The organism is Bacteroidia bacterium, assembly GCA_019695265.1.
Lineage (GTDB): Bacteria > Bacteroidota > Bacteroidia > JAIBAJ01 > JAIBAJ01 > JAIBAJ01.
This window is the reverse complement of sequence record JAIBAJ010000019.1, coordinates 20,725-44,444: the sequence shown is the minus strand read 5'-3', so window position 1 is coordinate 44,444 and position 23,720 is coordinate 20,725. Positions and strand designations below refer to the sequence as shown.

The window sequence follows — 23,720 nt, the reverse complement described above, 5'->3', positions numbered from 1 at the left end:
TTTCGGGTTCAACAGCAAATTGCACGTTACAACCACCTGCAAAATTGCCAATATTTCGCATCATCTTAATGGCTAAATCTCGCATGTGCTGAAAGGTTGTATCACTTAAGGTCATACAAGGTGCCACCGTAATGCTATCTCCCGTATGAATTCCCATCGGGTCAAAGTTCTCAATTGAACAAATAATGGTCACATTGTCATTGGCATCTCGTAACAATTCCAATTCATATTCTTTCCAACCTAAAACCGCCTTATCAATTTGTACTTCGTGAATTGGGGAGGCATGCAATCCTTTGGTTAAGGCTGCATCAAATTCTTCCCGAGTATGTACAAAAGCAGCGCCGGTTCCACCCAAGGTGTAGGAAGGACGAATAACCAATGGAAAGCCAATTTCTTGGGCAATTTCCTTACCCTCTAAAAAAGAGTTTGCAATTTTACTTGGAGCAACGCCTACATTGATTTTATACATCAGGTTGCGAAAAGCTTCCCGGTTTTCACAGGTTTCAATCGCTTGTATATCAACTCCAATCATTTTTACCCCATGCTTTTTCCAAAGCCCTATTTCCTCGCATTTAATGGCAAGATTCAGTGCCGTTTGTCCACCCATGGTTGGTAAAACAGCATCTATTTTATGCTCGTTCAGAATTTTGGAAATGGATGCCGGAGTTAAGGGAAGTAAATAAACATGGTCGGCCGTAACTTTATCGGTCATGATGGTGGCAGGATTGCTGTTGATTAACACCACTTTGATGCCTTCTTCCCGCAATGACCTTGCGGCCTGACTTCCACTGTAATCAAATTCACAGGCTTGTCCTATAATGATAGGTCCGCTACCTATGATTAATACGCTTTCAATAGTTTGGTTTTTTGGCATGATCCGAATTAAATTCGGGTGACAAAGGTAAAAGTGCCAATTCCTTTACCAATATGGAGTTATTAGTAGTTATTGACAATTTACAACCATTGTTATCCACTTCCGTACTATTTTCTAAACTAAAATGGGTAATGATTTTTGAATATTATTTCTGTCAAACACCATTTTCTATACATTTAACCACAATTTGAAAATAAACCTATGACTGTTGTTGATTTAGATGAGCGAATCTATTGGAGTGATTCGGTAGGAACACATTTAAACCATTGGATTTTACAACGAAACTATTCCGATGTTTTTGTTTTAATGGATGAAAACTCGTATCGCTTTTGTGCTTCTCATTTCAAAGATGTTTTTGTTGAAGAAAATATTCTCGTAATTCCAGCCGGAGAATTAAGTAAATCCATCGCTACCTGTAATTTTATTTGGGATAAACTACTTAGCTCAAAAGCCGATAACCAAGCCTTGTTAGTTAATATTGGAGGAGGAATGATAACTGATTTGGGTGGTTTTTGTGCCTCCGTATATAAACGAGGTATTGATTATGTAAATATTCCTACCACCTTGTTGGCCTTTATTGATGCTTCAGTTGGTGGTAAAACTGCAATTGATTTTGAAGGAGTTAAAAATGCAATTGGAACTTTTTCAAAACCGGAAGCCACCATCCTTTTTCCGGGTTTTTTAAATACCTTACCCGAAAGGCAATTGAAAGCCGGATTTGCGGAAATGCTTAAACATGCCTTATTGGTAGGAGGGGAAATGTATGAACGATTATACCATCCTGAATTTTTCTTTAGCCTAATCAATGGAAAGGATATTGTCAATTCTATTCGGTTTAAATCTTCAATAGTAAAGGCAGATTTTAAAGAAAAAGGACTAAGGAGGCAATTGAACTTAGGGCATAGCCTGGGACATGCATTTGAAAGTTTCTTTTTAGAAAAAAATCGCCCGATGTTGCATGGAGAAGCAGTTGCTGCAGGCATTTTGGCTGAAGCATATATTTCAACCCTACATGAGGATTTAGATCCGGTTTATTTAGATATTTTAGTTCCTGCTCTTAAACACCTCTTTAGCTGGCAAACCATTCGAATGGATGAAGTTAACAAGGTAATTGCATTCCTTACCCAAGATAAAAAGAACTTGCATAATGCCTGGCAGTTTGTACTTATCCGAAAACCCGGTGAATGGTTTATTTCTACTACTGTAAAACCCCAAGAAGTAGAAAAGGCGATAGAATGGTTGAATAAATTGAATTACAATGCATGATCGATTGTTTTCACGACAATTTTGTATTGGCGGAAAATGGATAGATGGAGATTCCGGTGACTATTTTAATGTTTCCAATCCAGCCAATTCTGAAATTGTTGGAGAAGTAGGAAATGCTAATTTACAGGTGGCTGATTGGGCCATTGCGAGTGCTGAAAAAGCCCAGGTTTTTTGGAAGTCGAAATCAGGTAAGCAACGTTCAGAAATTCTCAGAAATTGGTATAACCGGGTAATGGAAGCTCTGCCTGATTTAGCTTTCATCCTTACCAAAGAACAAGGTAAACCATTGGCCGAAGCTGAAGCCGAAATTCGATATGCGGCAAGTTTTATCGAATGGTTTTCTGAAGAGGCTAAACGAATTTATGGGGATACTATGGCTCATCCATCTCCAACTCATCGCATAATAACCTTAAAACAACCGGTTGGTGTGGTCGCTGCAATTACTCCTTGGAATTTCCCTGCGGCCATGGTAACTCGAAAACTTGCTCCTGCTCTTGCAGCCGGTTGTACCGTTGTACTTAAGCCAAGCCAGCATACTCCATTAACCTCCCTTGCCCTTGCCCAACTAGCCTTGGAAGCCGGTTTAAACAATGGGGAGATTAATGTGGTAACTTCCACACATTCGGGTAGCATTGGGGAGAAATTATGTACCGATAAGCGGATTAAAAAAGTAAGCTTCACCGGAAGTACAGAAATCGGAAAAAGATTGATGAGTATGGCTGCAGGTACTGTAAAAAAGCTATCGTTGGAATTGGGTGGAAATGCCCCTTTTTTGGTTTTTGAAGATGCTGACCTGGAATTAGCTATTCAAGGAGCCATAGCCAGTAAATACCGAAATGCCGGACAAACCTGTGTTTGTACAAATCGGTTTATAGTTCATAGTTCCAAGGCCCGATTATTTGCTCAACGTTTGGCCGAAGAAAGTAAAAAATTGGTTTTAGGGAATGGGCTGGATCAAGGGGTTCAGTTAGGCCCATTGATTAATGAAGAGGCTGTTAAAAAAGTGGAAGAGTTAGTAGAAAATGCAATTTCGTTGGGAGCAGAAACTGTTCTGCCGGGAAAGCGTGTAGATTCTGAACATTTGTTATACCAGCCGGTAGTTTTGTTAAATGGAAATTCATCTATGCAATTGGCCCGGGAGGAGATTTTTGGACCGGTGAGTGTGATATATTCTTTTGAAACAGAAGTGGAAGCTATTGAAATGGCCAATGATACTCCTTATGGATTGGCTGCCTATTTATATACCCGTGATCTAAACCGTTTTTGGAGGATTTCAGAAGCTTTGGAATATGGTATCGTTGGAATTAATGAAGGTATCATTTCCAACGAAATTGGTCCGTTTGGTGGAATTAAGGAAAGTGGATTTGGAAGGGAAGGGAGCAAGTATGGTTTGGATGAGTATCTGATAATCAAATACCTCTGTTTAGGTAATATTAATACCTAGGATTCCCTTTTAATTAACCGGATAGAAAGCAAATATTTAAGATTAATACGTGTTGCTAAGTTAATAGGTAGTTCTTCTATTCAAGTTGCTTATTACTTGATATGGTACTAATCGGGATTTCTTAAACGAACTAAATTCTTGTTTGGAATACTAAATTAAGATGTTTGATAATAGTTGTAGTTGCGTCGGGCAGGGATAGAGGCAAGTAGCTCCAAGTAAACGCAGCGATTTAGCGGAGTGGACTTGGACTACAGCCGATAGCCCGACCATTCGCCTATGTGAATGTTGGGAATTCAACCTGATTTTGGTGGCGAATGGGGCCCGCCAAATTGATATAATAAAAAAAAAGACTGCCTAAAAAGACAGTCTTTAGAAAGTAGGTCAAGTTGGATTAGTAATACCTCAAGCGAACTACGTCGGCTAAGTGTTTTGCCAAACGAATTACCTGACGGGTATAGCCATATTCATTGTCGTACCAGGCGTAAACCACCACGCTGCGTTTATCTTCGCTCAAAATGGTATTTGGCGCATCGATAATACTGGCGCAGGAGTTTCCGATTAAGTCAGAGGATACCAATTCTTCATCGGTAGAAAACTGAAGTTGTTCAACGAGGTCACCATTTAAAGCGGCATCCCGAAGAGCTTCATTTACTTCGGCAACAGAAGTTTCTCGGTTTAAAGTAAGATTTAGAATGGCCAAAGAAACGTCTGGGGTTGGTACTCGAACGGCATTGGCTGTAAATTTACCGGAAAGTTCAGGAAGAACTTTGGTGATAGCGGAATTGGCACCTGTTTCGGTTAAAACCATGTTAAGCGCGGCTGAACGGCCTCTTCTTTCCTTTTTGTGGAAGTTGTCGAGAAGGTTTTGGTCGTTGGTGTAGGAGTGAATGGTTTCGATATGTCCTTTAATAATACCGAACTTTTCATTCATTACTTTAAGAGGAGGGATAATGGCATTGGTAGTACAAGAAGCTGCAGAGAAAATTTGTTCATTATTGATATCAAATTTCTCATGATTAACTCCATGAACAATGTTAGGAATATTTCCTTTACCGGGAGCTGTAAGAAGTACTTTGCTAACCCCTTTTGATTTTAGGTGGCGGCTTAGTCCATCTCTGTCACGAAGAACTCCGGTATTGTCAATTACCAAAGCATTGGTAATTCCATAGCTTTCGTAATCAATATCTTCCGGGTTATTTGCTGCGATCATTTGAACCACGTGTCCATTAATAATAATGGCTTTGTTTTGAAGATCTTCGATGATATTTCCGTGGAAAGGACCATGCACGCTGTCTTTTCTTAGCAGTGCAGCACGTTTAATGATATCTGAATCAGAATTGGTACGTGTAACAATGGCTCTAAGTCTTAGCTGTTCACCTTTTCCTGCTTGGGAAATAAGTTCGCGGGCAGCAAGACGACCGATACGTCCAAAACCGTATAATACCACATCTTTAGGTACTAAAACTCTTTTTTCTTTACCTATCATGAATCCAAGTTTGGAACCAATAAAGGCCTGGGTGGATTCGAAGTTTGCTTTTTCTTTGGTGTATTCTGCTGTTAATCTGCCAATATCGATACGGGAAGGAGAGAGTTCGGTGTTAAACAAGGTTCGAACAACTTCGAGGGTATCGAAAATAGAAATAGGCAGGTGCATAACCTGGTCGGCATAGGTGTGCAGGCTAAGAATTTCGGCAGCACCTTTGTTGTAGATTGTATTTCTGAAAATAACCAATTCAACGGAGCGGTCGTACCACATAGTAGCAATCATGTTGATAAGTTCAACGGCAGCTTTTTCCTGGCCGATCCAGCCGTGAAGTTCATTTTCAAAACTTACTTTAGGATTTGGGGTTAAGGTATCCATTTTGTGAGGTGTATTATTGGTTTGTTAGAGACAAAATAAAACAAAAAACGGAGGCAAAAAGCACTCCGTTCGTAAGGTTTAGCCCAGGTAGGCTTTTAATAATTTGCTACGCGATGTATGGCGAAGGCGGCGAATAGCCTTTTCTTTAATTTGTCGAACTCGTTCACGAGTCAGGTCAAATTTAGCTCCAATTTCATCGAGGGTAAGTCCGTGGTTATAGCCAATGCCATAAAACATTTTTACCACTTCTCTTTCACGATCGGTAAGGGTACTTAGGGAACGCTCAATTTCACGTTGAAGCGATTCGGTCATCAAGTGTTGGTCGGCGCGCGGAGAGTCGTGGTTAACCATTACATCCAACAAGCTGCTTTCTTCGCCATTGATTAACGGAGCATCCACTGAAACATGGCGTCCGGAAACTTTCATGGTATCGGCGATTTTATCTTCGGGCAGTTCCAATACTTTTGCCAATTCTTCTGGAGATGGTTCTCTTTCAAATTCTTGTTCCAATTTGGAAAAAGCTTTGTTGATTTTATTCAGAGAACCCACTTGGTTAAGAGGCAAACGAACAATACGAGATTGCTCTGCGATAGCTTGCAGGATAGATTGACGAATCCACCATACCGCATAGGAAATGAACTTAAAACCCCTGGTTTCATCGAAACGCTGAGCGGCTTTAATTAATCCAAGATTACCTTCGTTAATTAAGTCGGGTAGACTTAAGCCTTGGTTTTGGTATTGTTTTGCAACCGAAACAACAAAACGTAAATTACTTCTGGTAAGTTTTTCAAGAGCTAATTGGTCACCTTCTTTAATTTTCTTGGCTAAAACCACTTCTTCTTCTGCGGTAATAAGCCCTTCTCGACCGATTTCTTGTAGATATTTCTCAAGGGATTGACTTTCTCTATTGGTAATGGATTTGGTAATCTTTAGCTGCCTCATTTCGTATCTTCAGGATTAGATTAAGCGAATTTTTTTGGAGGTGCGAAAGTATACATAAATAATGTATAAAAAGGTGTGAATTTTAAAACAGACCTAAAAAATCTAGAAACCAGTTGTAACAGATTGAAAATTAAGGATTAATCTAACCAACATTCGAGTGCTTTTTATTAACCGGGTGGTAGAAAGTTGGACTTAAGCTGTATGAATTCCAAGAACAGAAGCCAATAAAGCCCGAGTTCCGATTAGCAGGCAACGTTCATCCACATCAAAGGTGGCAGTATGAATTCCGGCAGTAATACCTTTCGAATAGTTTCCTGTACCTAAACGAAAAAAGCAGGCCGGGATTTCTTGGGAGTAGTAGGCAAAATCCTCAGCAGTCATGCGGGTTTCCAGTGAAAGAATTTGATCCTCCCCAAAGGTGGATTTTAAACTTTTTTCAACTTGTTGACTAATTTTTTCATCGTTGACAAGGAAAGGATAGCCTTTAACAATGTTTACATCACAGCTGGCACCGAAACTTGTACAAATACCCGAGCAAATCTCATGAATTTTTTGGTGGGCTCTTTCACGCCAGGTTTCGTCAAAAGTGCGGAAAGTACCTTCGATGGTTACTTCATCCGGAATAACATTGGTTGCGCCGTTTCCAATAATTTTACCGAACGACAAAACGCTGGGAACAATAGGGGAGGCGTTTCTGGAAACAATTTGTTGGAGGGCAATGAGTACATGAGCTGAAATCAGCACCGGATCAATCAATGTTTGAGGCAAGGCACCGTGTCCGCCTTTACCTTTAATGGTCAAGTAAATCTCATCCGACGAAGCCATAAACATACCGGGCTTAAGTCCCAAAAAACCCGTTTCCATTTGGGGTAAAACATGCAATCCGATAATTGCGTCGGGTTTGGGATTTTGAAGTACTCCTTCTTGAATAAGAATAGAAGCGCCTCCGGGTAATTTTTCTTCTCCCGGTTGGAAAATAAATTTCACGGTACCTTCCCATTCATTTCTGGTTTGGTATAGAACCTGAATGGCTCCCAAAAGGCAGGTGCTGTGAACATCGTGTCCGCATGCATGCATCACTCCGTTGTTGCAGGATTTATAATCCACCTGGTTAAGTTCCTGAATAGGCAGTGCATCGATGTCAGCACGAAGCGCAATGCATTTTGATTCAGGATTTTTACCATGAAGCACCCCAACAATACCTGTTTTAGCCCAACCGGTGGTAAATGGAATATTCCATTCAGTTAATTTGGCTTGAATAAATTCAGAGGTTTTATATTCAACAAAAGAAAGTTCCGGAAATTGGTGCAAATGACGGCGAATGGAGATTAGTTCCGCTTCAATGGCCGTTGTTTTATCTAAAAATAGTTGGTTCATGTTATTGGCCTTCTTCTTCTAAAATCCGTTTAAGTTCTTCTCTGCTGATATTTAAACTCAGGTTGCCATTTTTTGCAATGGCAATTTCACCACTTTGTTCGCTCACCACTATGGCAATGGCATCGGAATTTTCTGTTATCCCAACGGCTGCCCGATGTCGCATACCCAAATTTCCCGGGAAATTCTCATTTTCGCTTACTGGCAATACACAACGTGCAGCTTTAATAATATTACCTGAAATAATCACAGCCCCGTCGTGTAAGGGACTATTTTTGAAAAAGATACTTTCTATTAATCTGGATGAAACCTGGGCTTCCAGAATATCGCCGGTATTAATGTAGAAATTTAACTCGCTTTTATTGGCAATGATTAGGATAGCACCTGTTTTTTGATCTGCCATGGAACCAACCGATTTGGTAATAGCTCCAATTTCTAATTTACTTCCGGACCTAAGTTTCCAATTGGAAGAAAAGATGGTTTTTAAAACTCCTTGTTCACCAACAAATCCATTGGTTCCGATTAAAATTAAAAAACGTCTTATTTCTTGTTGAAAAACTACCACCAAGGCAATAGCTCCTATTCCAACAAACTGACCTAATAAATTTTCAAGTAATTCCAGTTTTAAGAGTCTAACCACTAAGTAGACCAGATAAACTAATAAAATTCCTATAAAAATGTTGATAGCAACAGTTCCCTTTATAAGGTTATATAGTTGAAAAAGGATTAGGGCAACCAATACAATATCGATTGCATCTAACCATCTAAAGCTATCTAAAAAAAGTAACAAAGGTTGATTGTTTATTTTTGGATAACGGAAGATTCGCTAACTTGAATAATTTCTTCGGAGCTGGTTTTATAAAGGTAGGCAATTACTCGAAGGTTTTTACCTACCCAATCATTTCCCTTTACCAATGAATATCCTTTTTTTACAGTTTCATTGGCTTTAAATCCGCTACTTCCCAAACTTTCACCAAAAGCTCCTGCAAATGCATCTCTCAACGCATGCATGTGTACATAATTTTCGATGGTTTTGGGAGGAGGTAAAGAATAATCTTTTTGCCAATCGATGATGCTATCTTCCACGGCAAAAACTCCTAAGGTGTATTCGTCTGAAACATCTTCTAAAAAAGTACATTGAACGTAGGCTACCAGGCTATCGGTTTGGGTTAAATAAGATTTAATCTGAATATCTGCCTGAGGAGCCTGGTTTATGATATCAGCTACAGCACTGCCCCAAATGAAACGATCCAATACTTTTGATCCTTGAAAGGTACGTCGATTAATCATCCCTTGAGGTAATCCTGCATTGGAACAACTAAAGTGATTGTCTATGGCTGTTCCTTCTTCTGTTCTGAAATCATAGGTAAATTCTCCGGTACCATCATTAAGTGGGGCCGCAAATTGATCGCTGACGTGCAAAGCCATAATAACAATCTTTTCACCGTATTGATCATGCAAATCATGGGCAATGGAGGCAGCAGACGGGCAATTGCCACATAAATGTCCTGTAAAATCTTCAATTAGTATTCTTTTTTGAGGATTAGCCACTGGTTCGAAAGTAACCGTATCAAGGCCTGTAGCTTGGTTAATTTCAGTAAATGGTGGTTCGATTTTATCGCAACCTGAAAAAATAAGAATAGCAAACCCGGCAAGTAACCGGAAAAAATTAGGAGTCTTGTTCATCATCAGAAGATGGGCAAAAGTAATCAATGCATTTAATTTAATAAACTAACAAGTTGGCAAAACCTGGCTAATGGATATTAACAAATGAACAACTTTGGACTAGGTTTTTTATTCTCTCATTCATTTTATACCGATTTGTATTGGCATATAAACCGAATTGCAAATATTCTATAGTTTATTTGGGGTATGCCGAAAAGTTAATTAGTAAGGAAACGACAAGTTTTTTTTAATACTTTTTATGCGGGCCCCCTCCGCCCAACCAGCTTTTTATTAAATCCAAAACAACCTGCACGGGCGTTCGGGTCACGCTATCGGCTGTAGTCCAAGCCAACTCCGCTAAACCGCTTCGTTGGCTTGGAGCTACTTGCCTCTATCGTTGCCCGATGCGCAACCTCCAAGTTTATTTTCTAATCCAACATGTTTTTCCAATTCAAAAGATGTTTAGGCTAACTATTTCGAAGCATAATTGGACTATATATTGTCCGGTATCACGGTATCTATCTTTGTCCTGCAATGAATTCGTGGTATTTTAAGAAAAATCAATGCAACCAGCCGGGGCTATTAAGAACTTAAGTAATTGAAAATAAATAATTGGTGTGTTTTTCAGCATCTTCCGATTAGGTCTCGATTAAAGGGTCGCAAATAGCATAAGCATCGGTACATGCCATTAAATTTCAATGGAGTTTTGTACTATTTCTCAAAAAAGCATTGGCATTAAATCAGAGTAAATGGTTTGGTTAAGAATTAACTGTACAGGAAAAAGTCCGGTGAAGATTGCTCAACTTGTATTGGTTTACTAAGTATTGAAATTCAAGATCATGGAGTTCTTTAACAATCATTGGCATGACAGATTTAGGAATCTAGTTTTACCTTTGCAAAAAAATTAGTTATGTATCCAGAACAAATTGTTATGCCAATGAAAGCTGATTTAGTTTCAGCAGGATTTGAAGATTTAACCACTCCGGCAGAAGTAGAAACTGCCATAAGCACCCAAGGAACTCATTTGATGGTTGTTAATTCCGTATGCGGATGTGCCGCAGGTGCAGCTCGCCCGGGTGTAAAGTTGGCTTTGCAAACAACAGAAAAAAAACCTTCTAAATTAACTACTGTATTTGCAGGTTTTGATAAAGAGGCTGTTGCTCAGGCACGTCAACACTTTTTACCATATCCTCCTTCATCGCCGGCCATCGCTTTGTTTAAAGACGGACAATTGGTTCATTTTGTGGAGCGTCACCATATTGAAGGACGATCTGCCGAAATGATTGCCGGAAACTTAAAGGCTGCTTTCGAAGAATTTTGCTAATTGCAATGAATTTTTTGACTTAGTTAAGGTTAAGGCAAAACTTGCTTAACTTTGCCTCTCAATTTTTATTCGGATGGATTTAAAAGGTTACGTTTCAATTTCTGGTCAGGGAGGACTCTACAAGATTATTTCTCAAGCCAAAAATGGTTTAATAGTGGAGTCGCTTGTAGACAAAAAAAGAATTCCGGCTTATGCTAATCAAAAGGTATTGGCTTTGGAAGACATCAGTATTTTTTGTGTAGATGGTGATACTCCCTTAAAGGAAGTTTTCGGTAAGATTTATGAAAAAACAAATGGAGAGACAACGCTTGATTCTAAATCAGATCCAGAGGTTTTAGCTTCTTATTTGTTAGAAGTACTGCCAAATTTTGACCGCGGACGAGTATATAATTCAGATTTAAAGAAATTGTTTGCCTGGTTTAATTTGCTTCTAAGTGCAGGAGCTTTGGTTCCTTCAAAAGAGGCAGAGGAAGTAGCGGAGGAGAAGAAGGAAGTTGTAGCAAAGTCAGATAAAAAAGCAAGTACTGTAAAATCAAAGGCTCCGGAAAAAGCCGCTAAGCCAGTAAAACAAGCACCTAAAGTTCCTAAATCGACAGGTGTTAGAAAAACCGGTTAATGAAGTTAAACCTATAGATAAGGAGGCATTTTGCCTCCTTTTTTTTTAGTATTATGGAAAATACAAGCATAGCCTTGCAAAAGGAAAGGGTGTTTTTACCCGCCAACATCCATTTGGATGACTGGAATGAAGTTCTACCATTTGTTGAAAGTTTACAAAATAGGAAGTTAGTTCAATTATCCGATTTGAAAACTTGGTTATCAGATAGAAGTGAATTGGATGCAGCTATGGAAGAAGAACTTGCCTGGCGATATATTCGGATGAATATTGATACCAGAGATGAATTATTGGCTGAAAAATTCAATAGCTTTATTGAAGATATATCGCCAAAATTTGCACTTGTATCAAATGATTTGAACAAAAAATTTTTGGATTCTCCTTTAATTAAGGAATTGGATCCTTCAACTTATTCGGTATACTTAAAAGGGCTTGAAATGGAAGCTAGGCTTTTTAGAGAAGAAAACATTCCACTAAAAGCAAGGCTAACAACCGAATCTCAAAAATACGGCACTATTCAAGCAAGCATGGAAATTGAGCATGATGGAAAAAAGTTAACCATGCAGAAAGCCAGTTTTATGCTGAAAAATCCGGATAGAAGGGAAAGGGAAGTCGTTTTTAATAAGCTGGTATCAAAACGCTTGGAACATGCTGCTGAATTGGATAAGTTGTTTGATGAATTAAAGGAAATGCGTAATCAATTGGCCTTAAATGCAGGCTATTCCAACTTCAGGGATTATATGTTTGACGAATTGGGTAGGTTTGATTATTCTGTCAAAGATTGCGAAGATTTTCATTCCTCGGTTGAAAAGTTTGTAGTTCCTGTCTATAGTCAAATACTGGAGAACAAGAAATCGAAACTTGGTTTGCCGGAACTAAGACCTTTTGACATGGATGCTGAGCCTGTAGGAGGGAAGCCATTAACGCCCTTTGAATCGGGAAAGGAAATGCTGGAAGGGTGTATTGCTTGCTTGACGGATATTGATTCCTATTTTGGTCAGTGTATTGCCACTATGGAAGAAATGGGACATCTTAGTTTGGAAAGTCAACCGGGTAAAGCACCCGGAGGATTTAATTACCCATTATATGAAACCGGAGTTCCATTTATATTTATGAATTCGGTTGGGGCTCAACGCGATTTAGTGACCTTTGTTCATGAGGCCGGACATGCTGTTCATTCCTTTTTAACCAGGGATTTAGAATTGACCTATTTTAAAGGAATGCCTTCTGAAGTAGCAGAACTTGCTTCCATGTCCATGGAATTGATAACTATGGAACATTGGTCCAGGTTTTATAAAAATGAAAAAGATTTAAAGAAGGCTAAAATTGAGCAATTGGAAAAGATTGTTACAGGTTTGGTTTGGATTGCCACCGTGGATAAATTCCAACATTGGCTTTATGTCAATCCTAATCATACTGATGCAGAAAGGGGGGCTTATTGGCTTTCCATTAATTCCAAGGTAGATGCTTTGGTAAATTGGACAGGTTATGAAGCCTATCAGGCTAAAAAATGGCAAAACCAGCTTCATATTTATGAAGTGCCTTTTTACTATATCGAGTATGGATTTGCGCAATTGGGGGCTTTGGCGGTATGGCAAAACTACCGGAACAATGAAAGTTTAGGACTAAAAAACTATAAAGAAGCCCTAAGTTTAGGTAATACCAAATCTATTCCGGAAGTTTATAAGGCTGCTGGAGTGAAGTTTGATTTTTCTCCGGAAAATATAAGCCGTTTAATGGAAACGGTATCTAACGAATTGAATGAGCTTAGAAAGTAAAAAAAGTGCAATTTTGTCCCATCTAAAAAACAACAACATTTAACAAATGAAAAAAATTATTTTATCCCTGCTGGCAATGGTTTTGGTAGGAAACCTATTTGCCCAAAAACCTTCCTTTTATTCCTTTAAGTTCAAAGCTTTGGATGGTAAGGAGTATAGCTTTTCTCAATTAAAAGGAAAAAAAGTCCTAATTGTTAATACAGCCAGTAAATGTGGTTATACGCCTCAGTACAAGGAGCTGGAAGCCCTTTATCAAAAGTATAAGGATCAGAATTTTATTATTATTGGATTCCCTGCCAATAATTTTATGGGTCAAGAGCCGGGAACCAATTCGGAAATAGCCGATTTTTGCCAAAAGAATTATGGCGTTACTTTTCCATTAATGGAAAAAAGTAGTGTTAAAGGAACAGATTGCAATCCTTTATTCAGGTGGTTGTGTTCCAAGGATTTAAATGGAGTTCAGGACTATAAGGTATCTTGGAACTTCAATAAATTTTTAATTGATGAAAAGGGGAATCTGGTAGCTCACTATGATAGTAGAGTTTCTCCCTTGGATCCAAAGATTTTGGAGTTTCTATCCAAATAAGCTTTTTCGAAAGGTCAACTTGTTTTCTGTCTTTTTATTGCACTTTTAGAGGGAACAATTTGACCTTTCTCTTTCTTTCTAATTTCGTATTTTTACCACCCGATATATTACAATGAATAAAACAATTACCCGAATTGCCTTATTTGCATTAATTGCTTCTACAGTTTCTGTAAAGGCTCAAATTTCCCAAGGTGGAATACCAGTTTCTTTTAACGCCAGAAAATTGGTTCAGGAAATACCCGTTCGGGTTATGCCGAGAGTAGATATAGAATTTCTTAAACAAGAAGATGAACTTAACAAAGGGAAGATGAAACCCTATCGTTTTGGTGCTAACATCGATGTAGATATCAATCTTCAAAATGCAGGATTGTGGGAAACCTTGCCAAATGGAGATAGAATTTGGCGATTGGCTATTCGTTCTGAAGGAGCATTGAGTTTAAACTTTTTGTACAATAAGTTCTTTATGCCCACTGGAGGTAAGTTCTTTATTTATTCAGAAGACCATCAATTTGTATTGGGGGCTTTTACAAGTGAAAACAACAGGGAAGATCAACTTTTTGCAACCGATTTACTACCCGGAAATGTGGCTGTTCTAGAATACATCGAACCAAAATCGGAAAAAGGTAATGGAGTCATTTCTATTAATCAGGTTGTTCATGGTTACAGGGATGTGTTTAGCTATTTAAAAGAAAAAAATGCCAACAATCAAGCTGCATCAGGTGCTTGCAATGTGAATATTAATTGTCCCCAAGGTGATGATTGGCAAACGGAAAAAAGAGCTGTTTGTATTTTGGTAGTGGGTGGTAGTGGGTTTTGTACCGGTTCAATGATAAATGATGTACCACAAAGCGGCACTCCTTATTTTTTAACTGCCAATCATTGCACTTCGGATGGTTCCGACAATGTTGCCCAATGGATTTTTCGCTTTAATTATGAAAGTTCTACCTGTTCGGGTACTACTGGTCCAACTTCTCAATCAATCACAGGATCTGTTTATCGGGCGCACAATGCAGGTTCCGACTTTGCATTGTTGGAACTTTCTTCCGCACCACCGGCAAGTTACAACGCAGTTTATGCAGGTTGGAGTAGGGAAGGAGTGGTAGTGGATTCCTCCTTTTGTATCCATCATCCAAGCGGCGATATAAAGAAGATTTCTAAAGCTCAAAACCAAACTGTTTCCGGTACTTATAGTAATATAGAATGTTGGAGAGTGGGACAATGGACCTTAGGAGTAACTGAACCTGGAAGCAGTGGTTCTCCGTTGTTCGATCCTAACCATCGAATTATTGGTCAATTGTATGGTGGACCATCTGCCTGTGGCAATTCGGCCAGTCAATTGAATGATTATTATGGTAAATTTTCTGTTTCTTGGGATGCTGGATCCTCCTCTGCGACCAGACTTAAAGAATGGTTAGATCCTCAAAATTTAGCACCATTAACTGTTGATACCTATGATCCCAATGCAATTGCCTATACCTTGGATGGAAGTATTCAATCGGTAAACGCACCAGGAAACGGGTTGGTAACATGTACAGAAACAATCAATCCTGTTTTTACATTTAAAAACAATGGTTCGGATGCAGTGAATTCGGCTCTTATTCAAATTACATTGAACGGCGTACCGGTTGATACCGTAACTTACTCAGGTCCAAGTTTAGCTTCGGGAGCTTCAACAACACTCAACGTGCCAGCATTAAATTTAAATGCCGGATCAAACGCTATTGGTTTTAATTTATTAGCTGTAAATGGAGTTAGCGATGAAAATTCCAATAATAATTCGAGAAATGTAACAGTGACTTTATTGGTGCCAAGTCCGGTAGCCTTACCAATTGCAGAGGGATTTCAAGCAGGTACTTTTCCTTCGGCAGGGTATTCCATCGACAATGATGATGCCGATATTACTTGGGAAAGAACGACTCTTGCCGGTGGATTTGGAAACTCTTCTTCTTCAGCAAAAATTGCATTTTTCGATTACCAAAGTGATGGGGCAAAGGATAATTTGAACCTTCCTTATGCCGACTTTACTAATTTACAATCACCGGTGGTGCTAACTTTTGATGTGGCCTATGCCAGGTACAGTAATACCAATTTCGATAGCTTAAATGTGTTGGTTTCTGCCGATTGTGGAGGATCATGGACTTATGTTTATCAGAAAGGAAATACTCAATTAGCAACCAATGGAGGCTCTAATGTTACCAATTCTAATTTTGTTCCTTCTGCTAGTCAGTGGAGAACCGAAACCATCAATTTAGATTCTTATATAGGTTCGTCTAGTGTTTTGATTCGCTTCCAAGGAGTAAATGGGTATGGTAATGATTTGTATTTAGACAATATTAACTTAAGGACTGACTCAGCTATTGGTTTGGAAGATTTGTCAAAACGAATTGATTTGTATCCTAATCCAGGTTCAACGATTGTAGAGGTTCATTCCACCGGTGGAATTTTTTCGAATGTTCAAATTAGAAACATTGTTGGAGAAAAAATCATCAATTCTGTTACTGGAATAGGCACCAATGCTATTTCTTTGGATTGTTCTAATTGGTCAAAGGGATTCTACTTTTTTGAAATGGAAATAAATGGTCAAAGACTTGTTAAGAAATTTGTAAAAGAATAGGAATGCAGATTTCCAATCTATTAAAAGGAGGCATTCTTGCCATACTGGTTTTGGCTTATTCCTGTAAATCGGGGCATCAAGCCAAAACCGGATTGGGTGACACAGCGCCTGAGAAGTATTTGCAAATACAACCTGGTTTTGTTCATTCCATAGAACCGGATTTTAGTGTTGATACTGCATTTGTAAAAAATGATAGTTTATTGCTGGTTAAAATTTCTTTCCAAGGAGGATGTAATGGCTTTCATTTTGATTTGATGAATGATGGAAATATTCAAAAATCCATGCCGCCTCGAACAAATTTAATTCTTGTTCATTCTTCCCAATTGGAGAATTGTAAAGATTCCAAGCAGACTTGGTTTACATTTAATTTGAGTCCGCTTAAAAACCGTATTCCTAAGAAAAATAAACTGCTACTTAAACTTTCTAATTGGAAAGGAGTTCTCGAGATGAAAGAGGTACTATAATTATGGATTGAATGAAAATTCACATGAATTCATTAAGCAACAAGTCGGACGAATCCTAACTATGAAAAAAGTACTAATTCTCTCTTATTTTTTTCCACCCTGTAATCTTACTGCCTCACAAAGGGCTTTTGGTTGGGCAAAATACCTAAAGACCTTTGGGTATTATCCGATTATTATTACCCGAAATTGGGATATTCCCATAAGTACTCCTCGGGATGTATTAAAACCCTCAGGTGTAGAGGTTGTTCATGAAAAAAATGAAGGGTATGAAGTGTATTATCTCCCTTACGACAGTAGCTTAAGGGATAAACTTTTTGTAAATTACGGGGAGTCAAAATATGGTTTTTGGAGACGAATTTTAACTTTTTTGGAGTTGGTTTCTGAGAATTTCACCAACTTTTTTATACCCTTTAAGAATATCTTTGATTTTGCCGATCAGTATTTAGAAAAGAATAAGGATATCAGGTATTTGGTGGTAACTGCTAATCCATTTACTCTTTTCAGGTTTGGTTATCTCCTTCAAAAAAAACATAAAATAAAATGGTTGGCAGATTATAGAGATGATTGGAACACGTCTGATTTTAATAAAAAATTTGGACTTATTGATTTGGCATTTAACAGGTTAAAGATTTACAGTGAAAAGAAATGGGTAGGTACTGCGGAAGCAATAACTTCAGTATCTGAAGCCTATAAAGTCAAAATTTCTGAATTTGTAAAAAGACCGGGTTATGTAATGTTAAATGGTTTTTTTGAGGAAGATTTTGCAATAAATGCAACTCCAATTATTCAGGATGCAAATCTTCCGTTTTCAATTGTTTACAATGGTTCATTATATACCACTCAAGAAATTGAGATTTTTTTGAAAGCCTTTAAAAAATTGGTGGATTTGAATAGGGAAAAGAAGAATATAAAAATTTATTTCCCAGGTCTATTATTTGATAAAATTCAAGCAGAGCGTATTTATAAATTCCTTTCCGGATATGAAAGTTTTGTTGAAATTACCCCAAGGGTTTCTAAGCAAGAAGTTTTCAGAATTCAAAGTAATGCCCATCTATTATTGATGGTTTCTCACAAGAATTTAGTAGGAATCCCATCCAGTAAACTATATGAATATATTGGCTTCGGTAAACCAATTTTAGCTTGTCCTTCTGATGGAGATATTATTGAGAATACCTTATCTGGTTATAATCTTGGTCAAATTAGTAATACTTCTGAAGATGCATTTACTAAGCTAAATGAGTTGTACCAAATTTATGAATCAAAAAGATACGAAACTTTAATTTCTAACCAAGAATTTCAAAACAAATATACCCGAAAGGAATCAACGGCTGTTTTACATAAAATTCTTAGTCAGTTCTATCTGCCAGATTTTGCTTCTGAAATGAAGAAAGTCATTATTTTGGCTCATGACTTTCCTCCTTATACCTCTATTGGAGCTTTAAGACCTTTTAGCTGGTTTAAGTTTTTTCATGAATTCGGAATTTATCCTATTGTAATCACAAGGCAATGGGATAGTGCAAAACAAAGCCCGGTGGATGTTGTAAGAGGCTCTGAACAAAATTTCGAAACAAGATCTAATCTAGAGAATGGAACTATTATTCGAGTTCCTTACTTTCCAAATTTGAGGGATAAGGTAATATTAAAATTTGGGATGGATCGAATGAACTTTATTCGAAGGTTCCTAACCTTTTATTATTCAGTAGCAAAGTTTATTTCCAGTGGTTCCGATAATACTTTTTTGTTTCAAAAGCAAGGTCAAAGGGTAATTGACTATGATGGTTGTGATGTTATCATTGCTACAGGCGAACCATTCTTCCTGTTTAAGTACGCTTACGAATTATCAATTAAAAACAACATTCCATGGATTTCAGATTACCGTGATGGTTGGACTACCAATTCAGTAAACATTCCAAAAACTCCTATTGAGATTCTCGTAAATAAGTTTTTTGAATATTGTGAAAAGAAATATTTGGATAGCGTTTCCATAATAACAAATGCATCGCCAACCTATGCAGAAGATTTTAAACAGAAGTATTCTCATAAAGATGTAAAAGTGGTTTTTAATGGCTACGATACCAGCTTGTTTGAAAATGTTCAAAATATCAGTCAACGAAAGGATGTATTTACTATAACCTATGCCGGTATTCTTTATCCATACCACCAATTGGAGCTATTTCTGGATGGTTTTAAACAGTTTATTATCAACCGAAACCTGACCAATGTTCAATTACTCTTTTTAGGTATTGAGTTTTATCCGGAACAGAAAGATCGGTTAATTAAATATGATGATTTTCTTCTTCCATTTATCAAAACTACACCACGGATTCCTCATGAGAAGGTATTAACAAAATTGAAAGAATCGAACCTGCTCTTGCTTTTGACCGATGAAAAAGCAAAATCACTCCATGCAAAAGTGTTTGAATACTTGCTTTCTGAAAGGAAAATTCTTTTGGTGAAAAATGATAAAGGGGTACTTGAGAATATATTAATGGAATCAAAAGGTGGAGATGTTTTTTCCTACAAAGAAGAAATTACTACTGCTTTAGATAAATATTATGATGAGTGGACTCAAACCGGTGAAGTTTCTCATCATCCAATTTTGTTGGATAAATATAATCGCCGCTTTCAGGCTGAATTACTTGCTAACATGATTAAATCATTAGGCTAATTGTTATGTGTGGTGTAGTAGGATATTATTCAAAACAAACTTTGCCATCGGATACCTTGTCGCAAATGGCAACTTGTATCCAACATCGGGGGCCTGATTCTCAAGGTTTGTTTGAAGAAAATGGTATCGGATTAGGACATAGACGATTAAGTATTATCGATTTATCCACTTCGGCTAATCAACCTATGCTTAGTCACAATGGCCGATATATTACCATTTTTAACGGAGAAATATATAATTACAACGAACTTAAATCAAAGTACTCTCTTGAAACCAAGACTTCAGGTGATACGGAGGTGATTTTGGAACTGTTTTCTAAACTGGGTCCCGCCTGTGTGAAGGAATTTAATGGTATGTTTATTTTCATTGTTTGGGATAAGCAGGAACGTAAACTCCATTTTTTTCGGGATAGGCTAGGTAAAAAGCCCTTGTTTTATACCATTCAGAATGGAACTCTCTATTTTAGCTCGGAGTTAAAATCTTTGAAACTGAAAAGCTTGGGTTTGAAACTGACAGTTAATTCCCAATCCATTCAAGATTTTCTTCACCTGGGTTATATTCCTGAACCAACTACCATTTTTCAGGAGGTGCAAAAATTTCCTGCGGCGTCATACGGCGTTTATGATGGTAATACCTTTCGTATGGAGAAATATTGGGAGCTTCAAACCGTATTTTCCCAACCAAAAATTCAAGATGAAGAGCTTGCTTTTAATACCTTAAAGGAACTCCTTCATACTTCGGTTGCTTACCGCCTAATCAGCGATGTGCCTTTTGGTACTTTCCTTAGTGGTGGAATTGATAGTAGTTTGGTAACTGCCATTGCATCTAAACATGTTTCAGGTAAATTAAATACCTTTTCTATCGGGTTTACTGATGCTAAACATAACGAAAGCAAATATGCCCAAGAAGTAGCCAATCACCTTGGAACCAATCATCATCAATTTACAGTTACTGAACAAGATGCCTTGGGTTTGGTGTCTGAAATGGGTAACGTCTACGACGAGCCGTTTTCAGATAGTTCAGCTCTCCCAACTTTGTTAGTTTCCAAATTAGCTCGAAAGCATGTTACAGTGACACTTTCTGGCGATGGTGGTGATGAGTTGTTTCTAGGTTATGGTTCCTATGTTTGGGCTAAAAGACTTTCTAATCCATTGGTGCAGCTTTTTAGATCTCCAATAGGAATGGCCTTGTCACTCGGAAATAATCGCTTCAAAAGGGTTTCCGAATTGTTCAAATACAATCAACTTCATGAACGATGCTCTCATATTTTTTCACAAGAACAATCGCTTTTTTCTAGAACTGAACTTTCCGAATTGTTGGTAAACCCAACAAAGCTTATACTGGATTTTGACTCTATCTCCAAACCTGATTCCCTATCCTGGCCGGAATGGCAATCTTTTTTTGATGCAGGATATTACCTTAAGGATGATCTTTTGGTTAAAGTGGATCGGGCATCCATGCGTTACTCCCTTGAAACGCGTTGTCCTCTGTTAGATTACCGCTTGGTAGAATTTGCCTACAGTTTGGACGAAAGCCTTCGGTGGAAACAAGGTATTTCAAAATACCTATTGAAAAAGGCCTTGTTTGAATTGTTGCCTCAAAAAATATTTGACCGACCCAAATGGGGATTTTCTATCCCTTTGGAAAAATGGTTGCAAAAAGATTTGAAGTTTTTAATTGATCAATACCTGAGTAAGTCAACAATTGAACATACAGGTTGGGTAAAGTACGAAGTTGTTGAAAAGCTAAAAGCCCGTTTTTTTGCCGGTGAAACTCATTTATATAATCGAATTTGGGTACTTATAATTTTGCACAAGTTTTATTCTGAAATTAATTGAGTACACGTTATGCTCATATTCGTTCGGGGAAGGATGTAGAAATACATCCAAGCGTTTATATTGGACAAAATGTAAAAATTTATGATGGGGTAAAAATCGGTCCCCATTCCTATATTGGCGACAATTGTACCCTTGGTGAACCGCTTCAGGCCTATTATCAAAATCCTGATTATATGCATCCGGATACCTTAATCGGTGCAAATGCACTCATTCGAAGTAATACCGTTGTGTATGCAGGAAATTCCATCGGTGAGCATTTTGCTTGTGGTCATCATGTAACCATCCGTGAAAATAACCAAATTGGGCATCATGTCTCCTTTGGTACCTTGTCGGATATTCAGGGTGAATCTAAATTTGGAAATTATGTAAGACTTCACAGCAATGTGCATATTTGTCAGTTCAGTCAATTGCACGATTTTGTGATGATTTATCCATTTGTGGTGCTTACCAACGATAAGTTTCCTCCAACTCATCTGGTTCAGGGTCCTAGCATTGGGGAGTATTCTCAAATAGGTGTACATTCTGTCATCCATGCCGGAATAATAATTCAAGATAATTGCCTGGTTGGTAGTATGAGCAACGTTAATATAAACTTGCCTGCCTTTTCTTTCTTCGTTGGAAATCCTGGGAGTATTAAAGGGGATGTTAGAACCATGAAGGATGACCAAGGCGAAAACCTTTATCCATGGCCTTATCGCTTTAACCGGGGTATGCCATGGCAAGAACTTGGGTATGATCAATGGAAGAATGCTTCCTCCTAACTCGGTTTTTCTGAAAATAAATCCGCTTTGGGATTGAACGTGCTAAATTGCTTAAGTTTCTTTTGACCCAAATTCAGCTTTATAAATTGTTCTGAAACCTTGTATTTGAAGCAGTTGGAAGCTGTAATAGATTTCTAATGCCGGATTTAGGTTTATCCCAACCTATTTAGGGTTAGCTGAAAAAGTTAGAATTTCAGCAGATGCAAGGCGCCATGGTGAAGCTGTATACTTCATACTGCGAACAACAGGCAACGAATCAGATGCTGTATTTCTGACTAACGATCCAAAGTAATCTTCGAAGAATATGGATGCAAGGAAATCTGAAAATCTATTTCAAAACCTTGCACTAGTATGATTAAAATTACGGTTTAAATAATCCTAAAATTGTCATTAGAAATTTTAAACTACGTTTCAAGACAAGTGATAGTAAGGTTTTCAAGTAATCTTAATTGGTAAGAAAACCTAACTATCACTAGCTCGGGGTTCGTTTCAAATGACAATTTCGGGATAATTTATAATGAATCTATTGGGTGTTTATAGCTGACCCTATTTAGCTTGTTTGCTTTTACCAAAGCTATAACCCAGTTGCAGGTGTGGCTGAAACGTAAGGTTGTTGAACAAAAATGGAAATCCATTGTTTCTATTGCCTGATTGGGTGGGTACATTGAAAAGAAAACGTTGTCCAAAACCTGCACCAATACTCAAACTAAGCCGATTTTGCATGGAATTAATTCTGCCGCCAATTTCAAGTAAATAGCCAAACATGCTCCCTACCTTGCCTTGAGTGTTTTCCCAGCTAACGGAAATCAGGTCTCCATTGCTATCGTATGAAGTACTCAAAAGGTTTTGCAAACTATACGTAAACATACCACCTTGAAACTCTAGTCCTAAATAAAAATTTTTACGTTTTTGTCCTCCAAAATAGCATCTGCCTCCCAATCCGGTATAAAACGAATTGCCATAATTGAGGTAAATATCTTTGGAACTTAATTCATAAACCATACTTGCCGGTGAAAAATTGGAGGAATTGCCTAACCTTGGGATATACATGGAATAATTTCTTCCTCCCATTTCGTAACCATTATCGTATTCATAAGCATAGTCGGCATAGTAAGGGTAGTAAGAAACTTCTTCTCTAAACGTAGCTTTTTTGTCTTTTAATGAAACGGAAAATGGCACTCGAATGGAAAACCACCCTTTTTTTCCTAAAATTCGCTCGTAACTTCCTCCAATTCTGAAAAGAAACAATTCTGCTAAGTTAATTCCAACTGTATTTCTATTAAAATCAGTCATAACCTGATTCTTCAACACTTTCTTTTGCAACGCTTTATCCTCGGCACTGTTAAATTTCATGGGCATACCATTTGAAAATACAATCTTTTCCAATTTTCCTCGCAATACAATGATTTCCGGACCATTGGGTAAGTTCCACAAATGGTAATGAACCTCTTTCGGATTTACCTGATCTACCTTGGCTATTTCTTTACTTCCACCCAAAAAGTATAAGGTGTCCTGGCTATATAACTGATTGGAAACGAGCAGGATAATTAAGGTTAATAGCTTTTTCATGTTGGGTTGTATTTTAATTGATACTTCAAAAGTAAGAGGTTTTTATGTTTATTTTACAAACCCTGATGGAAATCAAAGT

General features: G+C 37.8%; 18 protein-coding genes. 11 read left to right on the top strand and 7 right to left on the bottom strand.

Annotated features, from left to right (window positions below; all coding sequences use genetic code 11):
- Positions 1–874 (bottom strand): carbamoyl-phosphate synthase large subunit (locus K1X82_05005; protein ID MBX7181451.1); only part of this gene is annotated, 874 nt, incomplete at its 3' end.
- 201 nt (positions 875–1,075) lie between these two features.
- On the opposite strand from K1X82_05005, the gene K1X82_05000 reads away from it, so the two are divergent.
- Entirely contained in the window at positions 1,076–2,140 is a 1,065-nt protein-coding gene (locus K1X82_05000) for a 3-dehydroquinate synthase (GenBank protein MBX7181450.1), read from the top strand.
- Positions 2,133–3,584 carry an NAD-dependent succinate-semialdehyde dehydrogenase gene (locus K1X82_04995; GenBank protein ID MBX7181449.1) on the top strand — a complete coding sequence of 484 codons (1,452 nt, stop codon included), beginning with the start codon at positions 2,133–2,135 and terminating at the stop codon, positions 3,582–3,584. Before K1X82_05000 ends, K1X82_04995 begins: the two co-directional genes overlap by 8 nt.
- 391 nt (positions 3,585–3,975) lie before the next feature.
- Here the strand turns inward: K1X82_04995 and K1X82_04990 are convergent, their stop codons facing one another.
- The 5 genes from K1X82_04990 to K1X82_04970 form a co-directional block, all read right to left on the bottom strand.
- Positions 3,976–5,445: a glyceraldehyde-3-phosphate dehydrogenase gene (locus K1X82_04990; protein MBX7181448.1), complete on the bottom strand. Its 1,470-nt coding sequence runs from the start codon at positions 5,443–5,445 to the stop codon at positions 3,976–3,978.
- A gap of 78 nt (positions 5,446–5,523) precedes the next feature.
- The gene (locus K1X82_04985; GenBank protein ID MBX7181447.1) at positions 5,524–6,387 is read right to left on the bottom strand and encodes an RNA polymerase sigma factor RpoD/SigA; all 864 of its coding nucleotides are present in this window, start codon (positions 6,385–6,387) and stop codon (positions 5,524–5,526) included.
- Positions 6,388–6,579: 192 nt separating this feature from the next.
- Entirely contained in the window at positions 6,580–7,764 is a 1,185-nt protein-coding gene (locus K1X82_04980) for an amidohydrolase (protein MBX7181446.1), read from the bottom strand.
- Position 7,765: 1 nt separating this feature from the next.
- Positions 7,766–8,551, bottom strand: a complete 786-nt coding sequence (gene cdaA, locus K1X82_04975; GenBank protein MBX7181445.1) for a diadenylate cyclase CdaA — start codon at positions 8,549–8,551, stop codon at positions 7,766–7,768.
- A gap of 11 nt (positions 8,552–8,562) precedes the next feature.
- The gene (locus K1X82_04970) at positions 8,563–9,450 is read right to left on the bottom strand and encodes an Omp28-related outer membrane protein (protein MBX7181444.1); all 888 of its coding nucleotides are present in this window, start codon (positions 9,448–9,450) and stop codon (positions 8,563–8,565) included.
- An 886-nt stretch (positions 9,451–10,336) separates the two neighbouring features.
- Between K1X82_04970 and K1X82_04965 the strand changes: the two genes are divergently transcribed.
- From K1X82_04965 to K1X82_04925, 9 genes are all read left to right on the top strand, one after another.
- The gene (locus K1X82_04965; GenBank protein MBX7181443.1) at positions 10,337–10,750 is read left to right on the top strand and encodes a BrxA/BrxB family bacilliredoxin; all 414 of its coding nucleotides are present in this window, start codon (positions 10,337–10,339) and stop codon (positions 10,748–10,750) included.
- Positions 10,751–10,823: 73 nt separating this feature from the next.
- Entirely contained in the window at positions 10,824–11,366 is a 543-nt protein-coding gene (locus K1X82_04960; protein MBX7181442.1) for a DUF5606 domain-containing protein, read from the top strand.
- Between the two features lie 53 nt (positions 11,367–11,419).
- A complete protein-coding gene (locus tag K1X82_04955; GenBank protein MBX7181441.1) occupies positions 11,420–13,141 on the top strand; it encodes a M3 family oligoendopeptidase in 1,722 nt (573 codons plus the stop codon).
- A 46-nt stretch (positions 13,142–13,187) separates the two neighbouring features.
- Complete coding sequence (locus tag K1X82_04950) at positions 13,188–13,727, top strand: glutathione peroxidase (protein MBX7181440.1); 540 nt, start codon at positions 13,188–13,190, stop codon at positions 13,725–13,727.
- 112 nt (positions 13,728–13,839) lie between these two features.
- Positions 13,840–16,341: a trypsin-like peptidase domain-containing protein gene (locus tag K1X82_04945; protein MBX7181439.1), complete on the top strand. Its 2,502-nt coding sequence runs from the start codon at positions 13,840–13,842 to the stop codon at positions 16,339–16,341.
- Positions 16,342–16,343: 2 nt separating this feature from the next.
- Positions 16,344–16,805, top strand: a complete 462-nt coding sequence (locus K1X82_04940; protein MBX7181438.1) for a hypothetical protein — start codon at positions 16,344–16,346, stop codon at positions 16,803–16,805.
- 61 nt (positions 16,806–16,866) lie between these two features.
- Positions 16,867–19,473 carry a hypothetical protein gene (locus K1X82_04935; GenBank protein MBX7181437.1) on the top strand — a complete coding sequence of 869 codons (2,607 nt, stop codon included), beginning with the start codon at positions 16,867–16,869 and terminating at the stop codon, positions 19,471–19,473.
- Between the two features lie 5 nt (positions 19,474–19,478).
- Positions 19,479–21,311, top strand: a complete 1,833-nt coding sequence (gene asnB / locus K1X82_04930; protein ID MBX7181436.1) for an asparagine synthase (glutamine-hydrolyzing) — start codon at positions 19,479–19,481, stop codon at positions 21,309–21,311.
- On the top strand, positions 21,308–22,072 hold the full coding sequence (locus K1X82_04925; protein MBX7181435.1) for an N-acetyltransferase: 765 nt from the start codon (positions 21,308–21,310) through the stop codon (positions 22,070–22,072). Before asnB ends, K1X82_04925 begins: the two co-directional genes overlap by 4 nt.
- 546 nt (positions 22,073–22,618) lie before the next feature.
- Here the strand turns inward: K1X82_04925 and K1X82_04920 are convergent.
- A complete protein-coding gene (locus K1X82_04920; GenBank protein MBX7181434.1) occupies positions 22,619–23,641 on the bottom strand; it encodes a hypothetical protein in 1,023 nt (340 codons plus the stop codon).
- Between the last annotated feature and the right edge of the window lie 79 nt (positions 23,642–23,720).